At 63.4% G+C, this 18,758-nt stretch carries 15 protein-coding genes; 11 read left to right on the top strand and 4 right to left on the bottom strand.

Annotated features, from left to right (window positions below):
* Positions 1–4: 4 nt before the first annotated feature.
* Both bcsZ and bcsC read left to right on the top strand, forming a co-directional pair.
* Complete coding sequence (bcsZ, locus tag NUH87_RS12440; RefSeq protein WP_338526174.1) at positions 5–1,120, top strand: cellulose synthase complex periplasmic endoglucanase BcsZ; 1,116 nt, start codon at positions 5–7, stop codon at positions 1,118–1,120.
* Positions 1,108–4,584 (top strand): cellulose synthase complex outer membrane protein BcsC, encoded by a 3,477-nt coding sequence (bcsC, locus tag NUH87_RS12435; protein ID WP_338526173.1) that lies wholly within the window; start codon positions 1,108–1,110, stop codon positions 4,582–4,584. Before bcsZ ends, bcsC begins: the two co-directional genes overlap by 13 nt.
* Before the next feature lie 57 nt (positions 4,585–4,641).
* Here the strand turns inward: bcsC and NUH87_RS12430 are convergent, their stop codons facing one another.
* Positions 4,642–4,905 (bottom strand): YebG family protein, encoded by a 264-nt coding sequence (locus tag NUH87_RS12430; protein WP_338526172.1) that lies wholly within the window; start codon positions 4,903–4,905, stop codon positions 4,642–4,644.
* Between the two features lie 354 nt (positions 4,906–5,259).
* Here NUH87_RS12430 and NUH87_RS12425 point away from each other — a divergent pair, with 354 nt between their 5' ends.
* On the top strand, positions 5,260–5,760 hold the full coding sequence (locus NUH87_RS12425; protein WP_040064361.1) for a phosphate-starvation-inducible protein PsiE: 501 nt from the start codon (positions 5,260–5,262) through the stop codon (positions 5,758–5,760).
* Positions 5,761–5,875: 115 nt separating this feature from the next.
* Here the strand turns inward: NUH87_RS12425 and NUH87_RS12420 are convergent, their stop codons facing one another.
* On the bottom strand, positions 5,876–6,217 hold the full coding sequence (locus tag NUH87_RS12420) for a hypothetical protein (RefSeq protein WP_338526171.1): 342 nt from the start codon (positions 6,215–6,217) through the stop codon (positions 5,876–5,878).
* 301 nt (positions 6,218–6,518) lie between these two features.
* Between NUH87_RS12420 and NUH87_RS12415 the strand changes: the two genes are divergently transcribed.
* Positions 6,519–8,021: a DUF1800 domain-containing protein gene (locus tag NUH87_RS12415; protein WP_338526170.1), complete on the top strand. Its 1,503-nt coding sequence runs from the start codon at positions 6,519–6,521 to the stop codon at positions 8,019–8,021.
* 27 nt (positions 8,022–8,048) lie between these two features.
* Entirely contained in the window at positions 8,049–9,248 is a 1,200-nt protein-coding gene (locus NUH87_RS12410; protein WP_338526169.1) for a DUF1501 domain-containing protein, read from the top strand.
* A 7-nt stretch (positions 9,249–9,255) separates the two neighbouring features.
* On the opposite strand, the gene NUH87_RS12405 is transcribed toward NUH87_RS12410, so the two are convergent.
* Positions 9,256–9,621, bottom strand: a complete 366-nt coding sequence (locus NUH87_RS12405) for a DUF3509 domain-containing protein (protein WP_338526168.1) — start codon at positions 9,619–9,621, stop codon at positions 9,256–9,258.
* 184 nt (positions 9,622–9,805) lie between these two features.
* The gene (locus NUH87_RS12400) at positions 9,806–11,194 is read right to left on the bottom strand and encodes a PLP-dependent aminotransferase family protein (protein ID WP_338526167.1); all 1,389 of its coding nucleotides are present in this window, start codon (positions 11,192–11,194) and stop codon (positions 9,806–9,808) included.
* Between the two features lie 157 nt (positions 11,195–11,351).
* Here NUH87_RS12400 and NUH87_RS12395 point away from each other — a divergent pair, with 157 nt between their 5' ends.
* From NUH87_RS12395 to NUH87_RS12370, 6 genes are all read left to right on the top strand, one after another.
* Entirely contained in the window at positions 11,352–12,551 is a 1,200-nt protein-coding gene (locus tag NUH87_RS12395) for a benzoate/H(+) symporter BenE family transporter (protein ID WP_338526166.1), read from the top strand.
* A gap of 300 nt (positions 12,552–12,851) precedes the next feature.
* On the top strand, positions 12,852–13,265 hold the full coding sequence (locus tag NUH87_RS12390; RefSeq protein ID WP_338526165.1) for an HPF/RaiA family ribosome-associated protein: 414 nt from the start codon (positions 12,852–12,854) through the stop codon (positions 13,263–13,265).
* Between the two features lie 240 nt (positions 13,266–13,505).
* Positions 13,506–14,033 (top strand): RNA polymerase sigma factor, encoded by a 528-nt coding sequence (locus tag NUH87_RS12385; protein ID WP_338526805.1) that lies wholly within the window; start codon positions 13,506–13,508, stop codon positions 14,031–14,033.
* A complete protein-coding gene (locus tag NUH87_RS12380; RefSeq protein ID WP_338526164.1) occupies positions 14,030–15,019 on the top strand; it encodes a FecR family protein in 990 nt (329 codons plus the stop codon). Before NUH87_RS12385 ends, NUH87_RS12380 begins: the two co-directional genes overlap by 4 nt.
* 115 nt (positions 15,020–15,134) lie before the next feature.
* The gene (locus NUH87_RS12375) at positions 15,135–17,585 is read left to right on the top strand and encodes a TonB-dependent receptor (protein ID WP_338526163.1); all 2,451 of its coding nucleotides are present in this window, start codon (positions 15,135–15,137) and stop codon (positions 17,583–17,585) included.
* Positions 17,585–18,637: a hypothetical protein gene (locus NUH87_RS12370; protein ID WP_338526162.1), complete on the top strand. Its 1,053-nt coding sequence runs from the start codon at positions 17,585–17,587 to the stop codon at positions 18,635–18,637. The genes NUH87_RS12375 and NUH87_RS12370 overlap by 1 nt, the downstream gene beginning before the upstream one ends.
* Positions 18,638–18,758: the final 121 nt, after the last annotated feature.

Raw genomic sequence — 18,758 nt, 5'->3', positions numbered from 1 at the left:
TCGGGTGACAGCTTTCCTTGCGCGGGTTTTGGCCGCGACCTTGCTAGTGCCTGGCTTTGCCGGTGCCGCGCAGTGCCCTTGGCCAGCCTGGCAGCATTATCGCCAGGCCATGCTCAGCTCGGACGGTCGGGTCATTGACCACTCTTCGGAGCAGTTGATCTCCACGTCTGAAGGACAGGGCTACGGGCTGTTTTTCGCCCTGTTGGGTAATGACCGCGAAAGCTTCGCCAAGGTGCTGCGCTGGACCCAGGACAACCTGGCCGGCGGAGACCTGAACCGGCAGCTTCCGGCCTGGCTGTGGGGGCGCGACACAGCCGGCCGCTGGCAGGTGCTGGATGGCAACAACGCCGCCGACGCCGATTTGTGGATCGCCTATAGCCTGCTGGAAGCCGGGCGTCTGTGGCATCAACCGAGTTACCTGGCATTGGGCCGTAACCTGCTCTGGCGCAGTGCTGCGCAAAGCCTGCGCAAGCTCCCGGGCCTGGGCCTGATGCTGTTGCCCGGTGACGCAGGATTCGACAATGCCGAGGGTTGGCGTCTGAATGCCAGCTATCTGCCGCTACCCTTGCTGGCACGCTTCGCCCAGGAAGCGCCGATCTGGGCGGAGCTGGCCAGTAACACCGAGCGTCTGCTGCTCGAAAGTTCGTCCAAGGGCCTGGCATCCGACTGGCAACTGTGGAAAGCCGGGCAGGGTTGGGCCGTGGACAGTCAGAAGGGCAGTGTCGGTAGCTATGACGCCATTCGCGTCTACCTCTGGCTGGGCATGCTGGACAAGGAGTCGCCGCGGCGGGCCGAGTTGATCGAGCACTTCAAACCCATACTGGACCTGACTACGCGGCTGGGCCATGTGCCGGAAAAAGTCGATAGCACAACCGGCCTCGACAATGGCGCCGGCCCGGTCGGCTTCAGTGCCGCCTTGCTGCCCTTGCTGGCCGCCAGCCGGGACAATGTGGATACCCTCAAGGCCCAGCGCCAACGCCTGCAACAACAGCCGCCCTTGGCGGATGCCTATTACAACCAGTCGCTGATGCTGTTCGGGCAGGGCTGGGACCAGCAACGTTATCGCTTCGATAAAGACGGACGCCTCGTGCCAAACTGGACTGCCGCATGCACAAATTGACCGGTTTCGGGCTGCTGCTGAGCGGCGTTTATGGGGTCGCACTGGGCCAGCCGCTCAGCCCTCCCGAGCAGCAGCAATGGCTGCTGGAGCAAGTCCGCATTGGCGAGGCTCTGTACCGCGAAGACCTGGTGCATGATTCGCTGGCGCGTCTCGAACTGATCGCCCCGGACAATCCGCAGGTGAAAGTCTTTGAAGTCCGCCAGGCATTGCTGCAAAAGAACCTGCCGGAGGCCGAACGCCTGGTCGCCCAACTGCGCCAGCAGGCGCCAGGCACCGCGGCCCTGCGCCAGGCCGAGAGCTTGCTGAAAATGCACGGCGCCGAGGGGCAGAGGGGCCTGCAGGAGGCGCGTCTGCTGGCTGTCGCCGGCCGTTCCGAAGACGCGATCAAGGCCTATCAGCAGTTGTTCGGCGATGACATGCCGGATTTTTCCACGACCCTGGAATACCTGAACGTGCGTAGCGGCATCAAGGCCCAGCGTCCGCTGGTGATCGAGCAGTTGCGCGAGTTGGACCGGCAGTATCCCGGTAATGCCTCGCTGCGCCAGAGCTTGGCCAGCCTACTGTTTGCCGAAAAGCGTGATCCCGAGGCGTTGGCTGTCCTGCATCAATTGGCTGGCGATCCGAACGCCAGCAACAACGCTGCCGACCGCGAATACAACTATTGGCTCAAGCAGCCGGTAGGGCGCGAAACCGCGCAGGGCTGGCAGGCTTTTCTGAAGTTTTACCCCTACACCAGCTTGTACGCTGACGCGACCAAACAGTTGCAGGCGCAGCAGCAATATCTGGCGGATCCGGCCTGGCAGGCCGGAGTCAAAGGCAAGGCATTGCTCGAAGCCGGCGACAACGTCGGCGCTGAAGCCAATTTGCGTCGGGCGATCAAGGGTTATCCGCAAGACGCCAGCCTGCTCGGTTCGCTGGGTATTTCGCTGATGCGCCAGAACAAGCACGAAGCGGCCTACAACACGTTCGTCCAGGCCTCGGCCATTGAGCAGGACACCGACTGGATGACCAAGTGGCAGGACCTCAAGGCGGCCAACTACCAGTGGATGCTGCTGCAAAAGGGTGATGAAGCCCTTGAGCGAAAGGATTATTCCGTCGCGAAAAAATGGTACCGGCTGGCCGGCAAAGCCAAGCCGAACGATCCTGCGCCGCTGATCGGCCTTTCCTATGCGGCCCGGGGCGAACTTGATGACATCAGCGCGGAAGCTCTGCTGATGCAGGCGCGCAAGCTTGATCCGAGTAACGCAAGCGTGGTGCGTGCGCTGGTCCGTCTGTACCAGTCGCAATCACCGGAAAAGGCCGAGCACTACCTCGACAGCCTGACGCCCAGGGAGCAGCAGGAGTTCCAAAGCGTGCGTCGCGGGCTGGCGCTGGATCGCCTCAATGCGCAGGCCGATGACGCCACCCGGCGCAGCGATTGGGCGCAGGTGGCGGCAGTCTTGAGCAAGGCTCGAGTGCTGGACCCGGACAATCCCTGGCTGGTGTACCGCTTGGCCAATGCCCAACGCGAACTGGGCCGCAATGCCGACGCCGAGCAAAGCTTCCGCTTGCTGTTGCAACGTCAGGGCCAGAACACCGAGGCGCGCTATGCCCACGGCCTGTTTCTGGCCAATGCCGAGCGTGACGGCGATGCCATGGGTAGTCTGCAACAGATCCCCCGTGCGGCCTGGAGCGACAACATGAACGAGCTGTGGGCGCGCCTGCAGCGTCGTCAATTGCTCGCGAAGGCCCGGACACTACGCGACAGTGGCCATGAAGCCCAGGCCGAAGCGCTGCTGATGCGCGCGCCTACTACTGACGACTACCTGACCCTGGCCGACTGGGCCCAGCAGCGTGGCGACCTGGTCCAGGCCGAAAGCCGCTACCGCAAGGTGCTGAGCAGCGCGCCGAAAAATCCCGAGGCCCAACTGGGGCTGAGCGAAGTGCTGATCGCCCGTGGTCAGCCGGACGCCGCCAAGGCCAGTCTCATGGCGGTGACCGCGCCAGTACCGGTCGATGCGTCGTTCCAGCGGCGCTTGGCCAATGCCTGGGCGTCGCTGGGCGACAAGACGCGTGCGAACGCGCTGTTCGCGCAGTTGCTCAAGACCCCGCAAAGTGATCCGCTGGTCTATCGGGATGCGGCGCGCCTGCTGTCCCGGGAAGAGCCGGGGCGGGCTCTGGATGACTATGCGCGCAGCATGGGTGCGGCAAGGATGATCGAACCGCAGCAGGCCGAACCGCGCGACAACCGTGCCATGACCTTGGCCAGCCGGGCCAAGGACAGCGATGACTGGATGAAGCGCAGCATCCGCCGCGATGTCGACGAGCTGTACCAACAGCAGAACCCGACGGTGAACCTGTACCATGACTTCGCCTGGCGCACCGACAACAGCTCATCGGGGGTCTCGGACCTGACCACCCAGACCACCATCCTGCGTATCGACGCGCCGCTGGCGCAAGGACAGGGTTTCGTTCAGGCCGAAGACATCAATCTGGATGTCAGCAATTTTTCCAGCACCGATCGGTTCGGCTTGTGCGCGGTGGTGCAGGGGGGCTGTGCCACCGCTTCGCAGAGCGTGAACGGCACCCTGCTGGGCATGGGCTGGCACGATGATCGCTGGGCCTTCGACCTTGGCCATACGCCACAAGCGTTTACGGTGTCCAACTGGGTGGGCGGAGTGACCTACAGCGGGGACTGGAGCAGCCTGGGTTACCGCCTCACGGCGTCGCGGCGCCCCCTGACCAACTCACTGGTGTCGTATGCCGGTGCGGTCGATCCGGTCACTGGAACCAAGTGGGGCGGCGTGACGGCCAACGGTTTCACCCTGGGCCTGAGCCATGACGAAGGCGGCAAGGATGGTGTGTGGGCAAGCCTGAGCAGCCATTGGTTGGTGGGGCAGAACGTTGAGACCAACCAGCGGCGCACCGCCATGGGCGGCTATTACTATCGCCTGGTGGACCGCGCCGACGAGCGTCTGCGCACGGGTCTGACCCTGATGTACATGGGCTACGACAAGGACTTGAGCGAAGTCACCCTCGGCCAGGGCGGTTACTACAGCCCGCAGCAGTACTACTCGGCCAGCGTGCCGGTGAACTATGCCTGGCGCAACGCGAACTGGTCGGTCTTCCTCGAAAGCGCGGTGGGCTGGTCGTTTGCGAAAATCGACGGCTCTGATCTCTACCCCAAGGCCAACAGCGAAGCGGAACTGCAAAATCTGCTGGCGCAGTCGAATCAGACCCTGGTGAGCGGCCCCACCCTGACCAAGAGTGGCAGTAGCAGCAATGGCATCAACTTCCGTGTCCAGGGCCTGGTGGAGCGCCGCCTGTCCGACAACCTGGTGTTCGGTACGGGTATCACTTGGCAACACAGCGAAGGCTACGCGCCGAGCCGTGCCTTGCTGTACTTGCGCTACACCTTTGACCCTTGGCAAGGCAACCTGCCGCTACCGGTGGAGCCCATCTCGCCTTATGCGGATATGCGCTAGGCGCTGTACGAAAACTGCCTGCGCGACGATCCGGCTGCGAAAGCCAGCCGGTTTCGACTATTCCTGCGACTCAGGCTTGTCCAGGTCGGCCAAGGCGGCTGCATTGTTCTTGAAAGCTGCCGCAAAGATTCCCCTGTTTTTCGCCATGAAAATACTGGCTTCCTCTGCCAGCGCCTCGTCCAGCCCCGGAACGTTTTTCACCAGGACCTGGGTCAGCACCTCTGCCAGTTCCAGCATCTGATCATGGGCATCAGCGAGTTTGCGGTCCAAAAACGTAGTCTCCAAATCGCGCGTGCTGCGGTAAAGAATCTCTACAGCCATACGAGGCCTCTCAATGAGTGATATTAGGGGGTCTCACTGAGCGCCACCCCGTGTCACGGTAAGTTTTTGTCAAAACGGCGATTGCCTTCACGATAGTTGTGTTTTGCAATTACTGTATTTTTATACAGCTAAAAGCATAAGCGAATCCCCAAGGTTTGGGTAGTGGCTTTTTAATGTAGACCTATTTCGTGGTTTGTCGGCCAGACCGGGATGCCGGCTCCCGCCCCAGCGCAACGTGCCCCGAAACCCATTGCCCTCATCTCATCCCTGTCCCTGGCCTTTTTTCTGCATGCAGGGACAATAGTCATCTTCCACCCGCATCATCCGATCAAGCCGAACCAAGGAACCTCTACCGTGAAAATCAATTGGGCCGAGAACCTGCGACGAAACGTGCACCAGGTGGCCGAGTCCCTGGGCAACCTGTTCGTCGAGTCGTTCCATTACCTGGCGCTGTTCGCCATCGGCGGGGTCACCGCCTGGGCGGCGGTGATGGAGTTCCTGACGATGATCGAAGGCGGGCAGCTCAAGATCGACGATATCCTGCTGCTGTTCATCTACCTCGAACTGGGGGCGATGGTGGGGATCTACTTCAAGACCAACCACATGCCGGTGCGCTTCCTGATCTACGTGGCGATCACCGCGCTGACCCGGTTGCTGATTTCCAACGTGTCGCACCACAATCCACCGGACATGGGCGTGGTTTACCTTTCCGGTGCGATCCTGCTGCTGGCGTTTGCGATCCTGGTGGTGCGCTATGCCTCGTCGCAGTTCCCGTCGGTGAAGATCGAGCATCCACAACGCAAGATCGGCGAGGGCTCCGGCGAGCATCCGGAAGTGGAGAAGGGCGAGCTGTAGGAGCTAGGAGGTAGGAGCGAGCTTGCTCGCGATGGTAGCCGGGACACCGTGGGGCATCAGGTTTCCCGCGTTATCGTTGACGCCCATCGCGAGCAAGCTCGCTCCTACATCATCATCAGTTCATCCAGGCGCCGGCGCGCAGATGCCAGCCATCGTTATGCCGTTCCCAGTGCGGGTGCACATAGCGATAGCCCGGGCGCACCGGCTCCCAATGCCCGTGCATCGCCACATAACGCCGCCCGTCCCAATGCCAGTAACCCCGTGCCCAGACGAAACCGGGGCGATAGGCCGGCTCCACCTCGATCACTTCCTGCGGCGGCGGTTGCGGCGCCACCACTTCCACGTATTGCGGTGCCGGCCGTTCGACCACCACCTGGCGCTCGTGGACCACGCGCTCCTGTACGCAACCGGAAGCCGCCACGACTACCGCTGCAAGTGCTGCGTAACGTAAAAACATGTTGCCTCCTTGGATAGGTTCGCCCAGGGCATACGCCTGGCGAACGGATCAGTGCCGTGTTTTCTCACCGGCTACGCTTGTTGTAACAGCATGTATCTGTCCGGATCCTGAACCCGATACAGTCTTTTTAGCCGCAAGAGCCACTTGTCACAGAGCTTAGGCAGGATAGAACTGAATGCATCATTGTCAGCATTGGTACAGCCAGTTCGACAGACACTGGGGACGAAAGGACCGATGCCGCTCTCACCTTTGGAAGCCTCTTGATATGCCAGTACCGGGTGCTGTTCTACGTTGTCTGGGGATGTCGGTTTGTCTGGCCGCGGGACTTCCCGCCGTCGCTGTCGCGGCGCCTGCCGCGCCGTTGAGTCCGGCCGATTCGGCCTGGCTGCGGCGCGACGGTTTCGACCTGGACGCGGCGAACGTCGCGCGCTTTCGCGCCATGGGTCGCAGTGGCCTGCTGGAGGCGCAACTGACCGATCGCATTCGTGACACCTTGCCGCCGGGTATCGATGCCCAGTTGCGGGCGTACCCGATCCTCGCACAACCGCTGCAGGCTACCTTGCTCGCATTCAAGCAGCGCCAGGAGCAGCTTCAGTCGATGCCGGACGGCGATGCCAAGGTCGAGGCGAAAAAGTCCCAGCAGCAACAACTCAATGACGCCGCCGACCAGGCTCGGCAAATCACCCTGTTGCGGGCGGTCTACGGCAGCAACCAGCTCAAGGAGCAGATGGTCGGGTTCTGGCTCAATCACTTCAGCGTGTTCGCCGGCAAGGGCGCGGTACGCCTGATGGCGGCGGACTACGAAGAGCGGGTGATCCGTCCGCATGCCCTGGGCAAGTTCAAGGATCTGGTTCTGGCCACCCTCAAGAGCCCGGCGATGCTGGAGTTTCTCGACAATGCCCAGAACGCCCGGGGCAAGGTCAACGAAAACTACGCCCGCGAGCTGATGGAGCTGCACACCCTGGGGGTCGGCTCCGGCTACACCCAGCAGGATGTCCAGCAACTGGCGCTGATCCTCACCGGCGCGGGGGTGATGCCGCTGGACGGCCGGGTGCAGAAGTTCGGGCCGCGGGTGGCGCCGCTGGTGGTGCGCGACGGGATGTTCCAGTTCAACCCCAATCGCCATGACTTCTCCGACAAGGTGCTGTTGGGCGAGCCGATCCAGGGCAGCGGTTTCGATGAGATCACCCGGGCGGTCAACCTGATCACCCGGCAGAAGGCCTGTGCACAGTTCATCTCGCGCAAACTCGCGCAATACTTTGTCGCCGACCAACCGCCGCAGTCCCTGGTGGACCGCATGAGCGTGACCTTCCAGCGCAGCGATGGCGACATCGCCCAGGTGCTGCGCACGCTCTTCGAGTCGCCGGAGTTGCTGCAAAGCGCAGGGAAGAAATTCAAGGACCCGACCCAGTTCGTGGTCTCGGCGGTGCGCCTGGCCTACGACGGCAAGCCCATCGCCAATCCCCGGCCGATGCTCAATTGGCTCAATCAGTTGGGTGAACCGGTGTTCGGTCGCCAGACCCCGGATGGCTGGCCGCTGGACGCCGCCGGTTGGGCCAGTTCGGGGCAGATGTCCAAGCGTTTCGAAATCGCCCGGGCCATCGGTTCGGGCTACAACCGGCTGTTCACTCCGGAAGGCACTGACAAGGCACAAGGCGGTTTTCCCATGATCACCACGCCGCTCTACTACGAAGCCATCGGCCCGCATCTGTCGGCGGCCACCACGGCCGCGCTGAATCAGGCCACGTCGCCCCAGGAGTGGAACACTTTTCTGTTGTCTTCACCCGACTTCAATAACCGCTAACGTCGTGCTCCTCAGGATGGTGCTGTGATGAATCGTCGAGACTTTCTGGTCGCTTCAGCGGTCGCCGCCGCGACCCTGCCGACCTTGTCGTTCTCCGGGAAGCTGTTTGCTGCCCCAGCCTCGGCGCCGCGCTTTCTCATGGTGTTCCTGCGTGGCGGCTACGATTGCAACAACCTGCTGGTGCCCTATGCCAGCGATTTCTACTACGAGTCGCGGCCGAACCTGGCGATCGCCCGGCCCGATCCGCACAACCCCAACAGTGCCATCGCCCTCGACGGTCATTGGGGCCTCAACCCGGTGCTGCGCGATTCGCTCTACCCGTTCTGGCAACGCAAGCAGATCGCGTTCGTGCCCTTTGCCGGCACCGACGACTTGTCGCGCAGCCATTTCGAAACCCAGGACAATATCGAGGCGGGCCTGGCGGGCGACCAGCACGGTCACTATGGTTCGGGCTTTCTCGCCCGCCTGGCCGGCGTCTTGCCCGGCAGTACGCCGATTGCCTTTACCGACGCCTTGCCCCTGAGTTTCCAGGGCGGTCGGGATATTCCCAACCTGTCCTTGCGCGGGGTCTCCAAGCCGGTCTTCGACGAGCGCCAGTCGTCGATCCTCGCCTCGATGTACAAGGGCACCACGCTGGCCGCGCCGGTGTCCGACGGGCTGCAACTGCGCCAGCAAGTGTCGAAGGATCTGCAGGACGAAATGACCAAGGCCGGGCGCGGCGCGCAGACCGCGCAGAACTTCGCCGCCGAGACCCGGCGCATCGCCACCCTGATGCGCGATCAGTATCGGCTCGGCTTCGTCGATGTCGGCGGCTGGGACACCCACGTCAACCAGGGCAGCACCCAGGGCCCATTGGCCAACAACCTGGCGAACCTGGGGCAGGGGCTGGCGGCGTTTGCCGATGCCATGGGCGATCAGTGGAAAGACACCACCGTGGTGGTGGTCTCGGAATTTGGCCGCACCTTTCGCGAGAACGGCGATCGCGGCACCGATCATGGACATGGCACGGTGTACTGGGTGCTGGGCGGCAGCGTGCACGGCGGGCGTATCGCCGGCGAGCAGGTGGCGGTGGCCCCGGGCAGCCTGTTGCAGAACCGCGATTACCCGGTGCTGAACAATTACCGTGATCTGCTGGGCGGCGTGCTGGGGCGCACCTGGGGTTTGTCGGCTGCGCAACTTCAGAGCGTTTTCCCCGGCGCGCGCCCCAACGGGTTGCAGCTGGTTTAGTGACGGCTTAACGAACCGGCAAGGTCAGCACCCGGCCGGTCATCGTGGCCGGGCGCCCCATACGGTGGCCGGCGCCGCTCCACATCGGTGCGGGGAGGGTCGCCAGCTTGAGACTGTCGCTGTCGGTCATGGCCGTGAGCATCTCCATCGCGCAATGCCCCTGCTCGATGGCGATGCCGAATTGCACGCTCTGGATCAGGCGTTTCAGGCGCCGCGGATCATTGCGCTGCTCGGCGCTGATCATCCGCTTGGCCACCACCCCGTCGGCGTTGGACAGGGTCAGCATGATGTCGCCGTCCAGTCCCTGGAGGCTGAGGTTGACCCGGTATTCGGGCTGGAAAGCGTCGTTGATCAACTGAAAGGGGTTATCCATGTGTGTCACCACTCTGATCGAAACCTGCATTCATTGACTGCTCACTGGCTGGATTGGTTCGTCAGTTCCGGACCGGCGGCAGGTCGGTGCCCTGACTTCGTGTCGGGGCACAACTAACGGCCTTGATGCTGCATTGATGCTGTGTTGAAAAAAAGTGCAAGGCTTGTGCCGAGTAAACGACCGTTCAGTAGAAGCGGCGCGGATCGGCGTCGATCAGGCTGGCCAGCTTGGTCAGGGCGAAGCGCAGTTCGTCCCGGCTGGTGGGTGACATCAGGACGATCCGCACGCTGCGGTTAGGCCCCAGGCGTTCGGCCTGGAACTGCGTGCCGCTGAGCACCAGCACACCGTTGGCCCGTGCCAGCAGGGTGAATTCATCGCCGCTCCAGGGCTCGGGCAAGGTCAGCCACAGGTGGTAGCTGTGGGGCTGGGTAGCGATCTGCAAGCCGCGAAACACTTCGGCGGCGATGGCCTGGCGGGCGGCTGCCTCGTTGCGCTGGATCGCCACCAGCTGCGTGTCCAGCCCTTCGCCGAGCATCATGCTCGCCAGTTGCGCGGTCAGCGGCGACGGCATCCAGATACTGCTGCGGACCATGGAGGTCAGGCGCGACAGCAGTTTCGGCGGGCTGTACAGGTAGCCGATGCGCAGGGCCGGCATCACCGACTTCGACAGGCTGGTGAGGTACACCGAGCGGTGCGGGGCATAGCTGGACAGTGGTTTGATCGAGGGATCGGTGGCGAGGAAACCGTAGATATCGTCGTCGATGATGATGAAATCGAACTCTTCGGCAATCGCCGCGATCTGTGCCCGGCGCGCCGCTGACATGATCGCCGTGGTCGGGTTCTGGCAGGTGGCGACGCAGATCAGCAACGCCGGTCTTTCCCGCAGGCAGCGCTCGCGCAGGGCCTCGGGAATGATCCCTTCCTCGTCCATTTCCACACCGCCGAGCCGCCGTTCCAGGCCATGGGCCAGGGAGATGATGCCCGGGTAGCAGAGCGCTTCGCAGAGCACCAGGTCGCCGCTGTTGCTCAAGGCGCTCAGGGCGACCATCAGGCCATGCTGCGCGCCGGCGGTGATCACCACCTGCTGCCATTGCGCGTCCGGTAGCGACTGACGCAGCCACTGGGCGCCGGCTTCACGGTGGGCGGGATGGCCGCCGTCGGGGGCGTAGTCCAGGGCGCGGGCGAAGTCCGCGTCGTTGGCCATGTTCACCAGGGCATCGCGCAACTCGTGTTCCAGGGGCTCGCCGTGGGGCTTGATGATCGACAGGTCGAGCAGGTCGGTCGGCCCCGCGGCCAGCAGCGTCGACGTCGGCTGGCGTGTCGCTGGCGGCACGCCCTGTTCCAGCACATAAGTGCCGCGTCCGACTTCACCCTGCACCAGCTTGCGCCGCTGGGCCTCGCTGTAGGCCCGGCTGATGGTGCCCGGCGTGACCTCCAGCGCCTGGGCCAGTTCACGCAGGGTGGGCAGGCGGCTGCCGACCTTCAGCGCACCGCTGGCGATATCCCGTGCCAGCGCATCGGCGATGGAGAGATACACCGGTTGGTTGAAGTCGCTGAGCCGAGGAACCCACATGCGTGATAGCTACCGATCCTGAAGAGAGTGGACGGCAGCTTATCACAGGGTATGCCAACCTAAATTGATTCTATTGAATCGAATCAATTTTTGCGGTTATATGCACTTAAATCGATTCAATCGAATCAATACCTCCCACGCTCAGGTACCGATGCTCATGAGTCACCTCAGAAAGGATTTTTCGTTATCGGCGCTGATCGCCGGCTTCATCGCGGTGGTCATCTCCTATGCCGGCCCGCTGATCATCGTGTTCCAGGCGGCGTCCCAGGCCCATCTGTCCAGCGAGCAGGTGTCGTCGTGGATCTGGGCGATTTCCATCGGTAGCGGCGTCACCGGCCTGCTGTTGAGCTGGCGCCTGCGGATTCCGGTGATTACCGCCTGGTCGACGCCCGGCGCGGCGCTGCTGGTCTCGATGTTGCCGACGGTGTCGTTCGCCGAGGCGATCGGCGCCTATGTGGTCGCGTCGCTGATCATCGTGGTCATCGGTTTGTCGGGGGCCTTCGACAAGTTGATGAGCCGCCTGCCCAAGGCGATTGCCGCGGCGATGCTGGCGGGGATCCTGTTTCGCTTCGGCGCCGAGCTGTTCACTTCGATCCGCCTGCAACCGGCGCTGGTGTTGTCGATGATCGGCGTCTATCTGGTGTGCAAGCGTTTCTCGCCGCGCTACGCGATCCTTTCGGTGTTGATCGTCGGCTGTGCCTTCGCCGGGGTGATGGGTGAATTGAACCAGGCGGCGATCACCGTGGCGGTGGCGCAGCCGATCTTCACCGCGCCCGAGTGGAGCTGGCACGCGATCATCAATATCGGCCTGCCGCTGGCCCTGGTGACCCTGACCGGCCAGTACGTGCCCGGCATGGCCGTGTTACGCACGGCCGGTTATACCCAGCCGGCGCGGTCGATGATTTCGCTGACGGCTGCCAGCGCGGTGCTGCTGGCGCCGTTCGGGGCTCATGGTCTCAACCTGGCGGCGATCACGGCGGCGATCTGCACCGGTCGCGAGGCCCACGAAAACCGCGACAAGCGCTATGTCGCCGGCATCGCCTGCGGGGTTTTCTACATCCTGATGGGGACTTTCGGCGCGACCCTGGCCTCGGTGTTCGGTGCCTTGCCCAAGGAACTGATCGCGTCCCTGGCCGGGTTGGCGCTGTTCGGCGCGATCAGTGCCGGCCTCACGGGTGCCATGGCCGAGGAGAAGCAACGGGAAGCGGCACTGATCACCTTTCTGGTGACGGCTTCGGGCATGAGCTTCCTGGGGCTGGCGGCGGCGTTTTGGGGATTGATCTTCGGCCTGGTGGCGCATTTCGTGCTGAGCTACACCCGCGAGCGCAAGGTGCCGGTGGGACTGCGTGACGCTTGATGCGTGCATGAGGGCCGGGCAGGGACGTCCGGCGCTTCAAGGCGTTTTCTGGCAAGCCCGCCATGGAGTTTTTCAGGAGATTTGTTGCAAGAAATGACAGTGAGGCGACTCAACCCAATTCCCGACATTAACAGCGCTTTACGGGCTTGTCCGCCTATTTCGTCGGATAATTATTTATCTTTTCAAAGGGCTTGAATTGTTTTTCCAACTGCCCAACTCTGTCATCAAGAGGTCATCTTCAGCACGCTTCCCGGCGTTGCCGCGAGCCTCTTGCAAGCTAGCTGAAATAAGGGAAGAACTATGCAAATCCAAGTCAATAGTGATAACCATATTCAAAGCAGCAACCGACTGAAGGAGTGGGTTCGGTCGAGCGTCGAGAGCGCGCTCGAACGTTATGAAGAACACCTGACACGGGTCGAGGTTCACCTGGCGGACGAGAACGGCGACAAGCCCGGTCCCCACGACTTGCGCTGCCAGATGGAAGCGCGGCCAAAAGGCCATCAACCGATTTCGGTCACCCATAAAGCCGATACCCTGGAACAGGCGATCGATGGCGCGGCCACCAAACTGGAACATGCACTGGAGCATCTGTTCGGCAAACTGCAAGCCAAACGCGCGATCGCCATCAAGGGCGAGCGCCGCGACCTGGGAGACGCACTGCTGGAAGAGGAGTTCGAAGAGAAAGAACGTGTGCGACTGGCCGCTAACGGCTGATTGCCAGCGCTGACCACGACGGGCCTGCATTGCAGGCCCGTTTTCGTTTGGGGCGCCGTTCAAACCGGGCTCAGTTCAGCGGATCTCTTTGCGTATGAGAATTTTTATCATTAATATTGGCGTCTTTTCACGCTGACTGGCCGCTGATCGACGGCGGGCTGTTGCTGGGAGTGCCGCGATGAACCTGGCCATGCGCCCCCCGAGAATCCCGAGGTCGAGGGCAGCGACCGTGCGCACTTCCTGCAAGTGTTCCTGTCCCAACGCTCGCAAATGGAGGCGCTGGTCAGCCGCCGGGTCGGTTGTCGGGCGACGGCGGCGGACCTGGTCCAGGACCTGTTCCTGCGCTTCTGGCGACGGCCGCTGGTGCAGGTGGAGGAACTGAGCACCTACCTGCTGCGCTGCGCCGGCAACATTGCCATCGACCATTTGCGCAGCGAAGGGGCCCGCGTGCGGGTCAATGAAGGCTGGCTGCCCGAGCAGCAGGATAACCAGAGCTTCGAACCCGAGGTTGCCCTGGAGGCCGGTAACGACCTGCGCCACGTCGAGGCGGCGCTGCGCAGCCTGCCGGAACGCACCCGCCAGATTTTCCTGCTCAACCGTATCCATGGCCGCAAGTACGTCGAGATCGCCAAGGCCATGGGACTTTCGCAAAGCGCCGTGGAAAAACACATGATGCGGGCCCTCGAAGCCTGCAAGGCCAGCCTTCGGGAGCCTTCGGGCAGCGATGGAGCGTCTTCACCCACACGTCTGCCAAGGAAAGCATCGTGACCCATTCTCCCCGTGTTGCCGTGACGCCCGCCCAGGAACAGGCCGCGCTGGCCTGGCTCTGCCGGTTGCACGATCAGCCGAGCCGTGGCGACCAGGCGCGGTTCAGTCTCTGGCTGCAAGCCGACCCGGCCCATGTCGAGGCCTACGCCCGGGCCCAGGTGCTCTGGGCATTGAGCGAAGGGCCGGCGAGCAGCCTGGCCCGGGAGGAGGAGGCGGCCTTGCAAGGTCTGCTCGAAGCCATGGACCGGCCCAAGCCCGCGACGCGCTGGCGCTGGTCGGCGGGCCTGGCGATGGCAGCCTGTCTGCTGCTGACGGTGTCCATCGGCCTGGGCTTCGAACCTCGGCGTTGGCTCGACGACCTCGGTGCGGACCATGTTTCGCTGCCGGGGCAGGTGCGTACGGTGACCCTGGCCGACCAATCCGCAGTTACCCTGGACACCGACAGTGCGATCTCGGTGGATTTCAGCGCTGGCGAACGGCATGTGCGGTTGCGGCGCGGTTCGGCGTTTTTCCAGGTCACCCATACCGGCGCGCCCTTTGTGGTGGACGCCGAAGACGGCGAGGCGCGGGTGCTCGGCACGCAGTTCGAAGTGCGCCTGCAACCGGGCGGCGCGCGGGTGACGGTGTTGTCCGGGCGGGTCGGGGTGCGGGCGAGCCCGGGCGCACCGCAACAGATTCTCGGCGCCAACCAGCAGGTGGCTTATGCCGAGGGTTCGGCGCCGCCGCCGCAGCCGGTGGACAGCGAGCAGCTGTTGGCCTGGCGCCAGGGTTGGTTGAACTATTCGAAAGTCACCCTGGCCGAGGTGGTGCAGGACCTCGGCCGGTATTACCCGGGGCGGATCCTGGTGCTCAACGACAGCCTGGCGGCGCGGCGGATCAGCGGCAGTTTTCCGAACAAGGACCCACGTGCGGTACTCGATTCGCTGCAAGGGGTGCTGGGGTTTGAACAGCACAGCCTGTTGGGACGGGTCATCGTGCTGCGCTGACCCCGCAGAAAATATTTTCAAAAAGCATGTGAGGTAAACCTGGAGCCCATCCGTGTAGTCGTTGAAAGTGCGATTCATTCGCATTAAAGGTTCTCTACACACGGGTCACGCATACATGAAGTCCAGGGCAAAATCGGCGGCAGGCAATTCGGTCAAGCGGTGGTTCGGCGCATCGGCGCTGGCGGTTTCGGGGTTGGCCTTGCTGCCCCTGGGCGTGGCCCTGGCGGCCGAGTCCGTGGCGCAGCACAGCGCCCGGTTCACCTTCGCCATCGCCGCCAAGCCGCTGCCCCAGGCCCTGAACGACTTCAGCCGGGTCACCGGCCTGAGCGTGGTCTACACCGACGAAGCCGCCTATGGTCATCAGGCACCGGCGGTCAACGGGCAGATGAGCGCCGAGCAGGCCATGCAACGGCTGCTGGGCAATTCCGGGTTCACCTTCCGTCGTACCGACGATCACACCCTGGCCCTCGAACCCTTGCCGACCCAAGGTGCGCTGAGTCTTGGCGCCACCACCATCAACGCCGACCAGCAGGCCGCCGCCACCAGCTACCAGCCACCGCAGGTCACCTCGGTGGCCCGTTCCAGCGCGACGCTGCAGGAAATCCCGCAGACCATCAACGTGGTCTCGGCCCAGGTCCTGCGTGACCAGACGCCGCGCAACCTGGACGACGCCCTGAACAACATCAGCGGCATCACCCAGGCCAACACCCTCGGCAGCACCCAGGACGCGGTGATGATTCGCGGCTTCGGCGACAACCGCAACGGTTCGATCATGCAGGATGGCATGCCAGTGGTGCAGGGCCGGGCGCTGAACGCCACCACCGAGCGGGTCGAGGTGCTCAAGGGCCCGGCCTCCTTGCTGTACGGCATCCAGGACCCGGGCGGGGTGGTCAACCTGGTCAGCAAGAAACCCCAACTGGAGCAGTACAACGCCGTGACCCTGCGCGGCTCGACCTACGGCTCCGGCAAGAATGGCAGCGGCGGCAGTCTCGACAGCACCGGCGCCCTCGGCGATTCCGGGTTGGCCTACCGCATGGTGCTCGACCGCGAAGACGAAGATTACTGGCGCGACTTCGGTGCCCACCGTGAAACCCTGATCGCCCCGTCCCTGGCCTGGTTCGGCGACAGCACCCAACTGCTGCTGTCCTACGAGCACCGCGAGTTCCTGACCCCGTTCGACCGTGGCACGGCCATCGATCCCCGGACCAACCACCCGCTGGCCATTCCCAAGGATCGCCGGCTCGACGAGCCGTTCAACAACATGGAAGGGCGTTCGGACCTGGTCCATTTCGAGGCCGACCATGACCTGAACGACAACTGGAAGGCCCACTTCGGCTACAGCTGGAACCGCGAAACCTACGATGCCAGCCAGGTCCGGGTGGTCTCGGTCAATCCGGCCAAGGGCACGCTGGTGCGCAGCATGGACGGCACCAAGGGCGCGCTGACCACCGACCGCTTCACCACCGCCAGCCTTGACGGCAAGGTCGATGTGGCCGGCATGCAGCATGACCTGGTGTTCGGTGTCGACGACGAATATCGCAAGATCTACCGCGCCGACCTGATCCGCCAGAGTCCGCTCACCACCTTCAGCTACCTGAACCCGGTCTACGACCGTGAAGTGCCGGGCTCCACCGTCAGCGCCAAGGACAGCGACCAGACCGACCTGCTGCGCAGCGACTCGGTGTTCGTCCAGGACTCGATCCACCTCAACGACCAGTGGATCCTCGTCGCCGGCGGGCGTTACCAGATGTACGACCAGTACGCGGGCAAGGGCCGGCCATTCCAGGTCAACACCAACAGCAATGGCGAGAAGTTCGTGCCGCGCGCCGGCCTGGTGTACCGCTACACCGACGAGCTGTCGTTCTATGGCAGCTACACCGAATCCTTCAAGCCCAACTCCACCATCGCCCCGTTGGCGGTGACCAGCACGACCCGCCTGGTATTGGACGGCTCGATCGAGCCGGAACAGTCCAAGGCCTGGGAAATCGGGACCAAGCTGGATATTCCAGGGCGCATCACCGCCACGGCGGCGCTGTTCGATATCCACAAGCGCAACGTGCTGGTGGCCGTCGCCGATGGCCTGACCACCCAGTACAGCGTGGCTGGCCAGGTGCGCTCGCGCGGTTTGGAAGTGGATGCCAGCGGCCAACTGAGCGACCGCTGGAGCCTGATCGGCAGCTACGCCTACACCGACGCCCAGGTCACCCAGGACGCCAATTACCAGGGCAACCGCCTGCAAAACGTGGCGAAGAACGCCGGCTCCCTGTCGGCGGTCTACGACTTCGGTTCGATCATGGGCGGCGGCGACAAGCTGCGGGCCGGCGCCGGGGCGCGTTATGTCGGCGAGCGCGCCGGGGATGCGGCCAACACCTTCCAACTGCCGGGCTACACCGTGGCCGATGCCTTTGCCACCTACGACACCCGGGTGGAAGGGCAGAAGGTCAAGTTCCAGCTCAACGTGAAGAACCTGTTCAACAAGGTCTACTACAGCTCGGCGGTCAGCCAGCTGTTCGTGTCCATGGGCGATGCCCGCCAGGTATCGGTGTCCAGCACCCTGGAGTTCTGATGAAAAGATTCAGTGCAGTCCTGTTCGCCCTGGGTCTGAGTGCTACCGCCCTGGCGGCGGCACCCGGGGACGGGCGCCTTTACCATCGCGAGCATCAGGTCACGTTTCCCGGCTCCGGCGACAGCTGGGGCTTCGCCGCCCTGGACCCGACCCGGCCCTACCTGTTTCTCGCGCGTCGGGAAAACGGCCTGAGCGTATTCGACGTGGCCAAACAGAGCCTGGTGAAAACCCTCGACCACTCGGTGGGCGCCAATGCCGTGGTGTTCGTGCCCGAACGCAATCGGGTGTTCGTGCTCAACACCGACGGCAGCCTCGGTGTCGTCGAGCTGTCGAGCCTCAAGCTGCTCAAGCGCATCGCGGTGGCCCAGAGCAACCTCAACAGCGCGGTGTATGAGCCGCGCACGGGGCAGGTGATTGTCGTCAGTGGACGGCGGGCGGATCGTTCGACGTTGTTTGTCTTCGACCCGCAACAGGAAAAGATCACCGCCGCCCATGAACTGGAGGTGAAGAAGATCGACCCGTTGCTGGTCAAGGGCGACGGCAGTTTCTTCCTGCCGATGCGCGACGAGGGCAAGGTGGCGCGGTTCTCGGCCAGTACCTTCGAAGTGCTCGACAGCTGGCGCTTCGACGGTTGCCCCAAGCCCAGCGCCCTGGCCCGGGATGAGCAGGGGCAGCGGTTGTTCGTCGCCTGCCGGGGCGAGCAGCCACGGCTGATCGTCGCCGACCTGGAGAGCGGCGCGGTCAAGGCCAGCCTGCCGATCACCCGGGATGTCAATGCCCTGGCCTGGGATGCGGCGCGGCGCCGGCTGGTCATCCCCAGCGGGGTGGACGCCAACCTGACGCTGGTCACGCAGACGGACGTCGATCATTACTCGGTGCTGGGCAGCATCAGCACCTTGCCGATGGCCTACAACATGGCGTTCGATCCGGCGAGCGGCAAGGTCTACCTGCCGGCCATGGACTTCACCCAACCGGCCACCGCCAAGGGCGAACCCAAGGCCGATCCGCTGTTTCATGCCGACAGTTTTTCCGTCACCACGCTGACGCCTTGAGCCACAGACCCTGTCCCTGGAAAACGGATCGCCGCGCATGGATTCCAGGGACAGTGTTACCGCATAATTCCCCCTGTTGACTCGCTAAGTACCTTGTTCTTACGTGACTCCTGAGTGATGA

Source organism: Pseudomonas batumici (assembly GCF_036585405.1).
GTDB classification, from domain to species: domain Bacteria; phylum Pseudomonadota; class Gammaproteobacteria; order Pseudomonadales; family Pseudomonadaceae; genus Aquipseudomonas; species Aquipseudomonas batumici.
The sequence above is the reverse complement of the archived record's forward strand: the minus strand, read 5'-3'. Positions and strand labels throughout refer to the sequence as shown.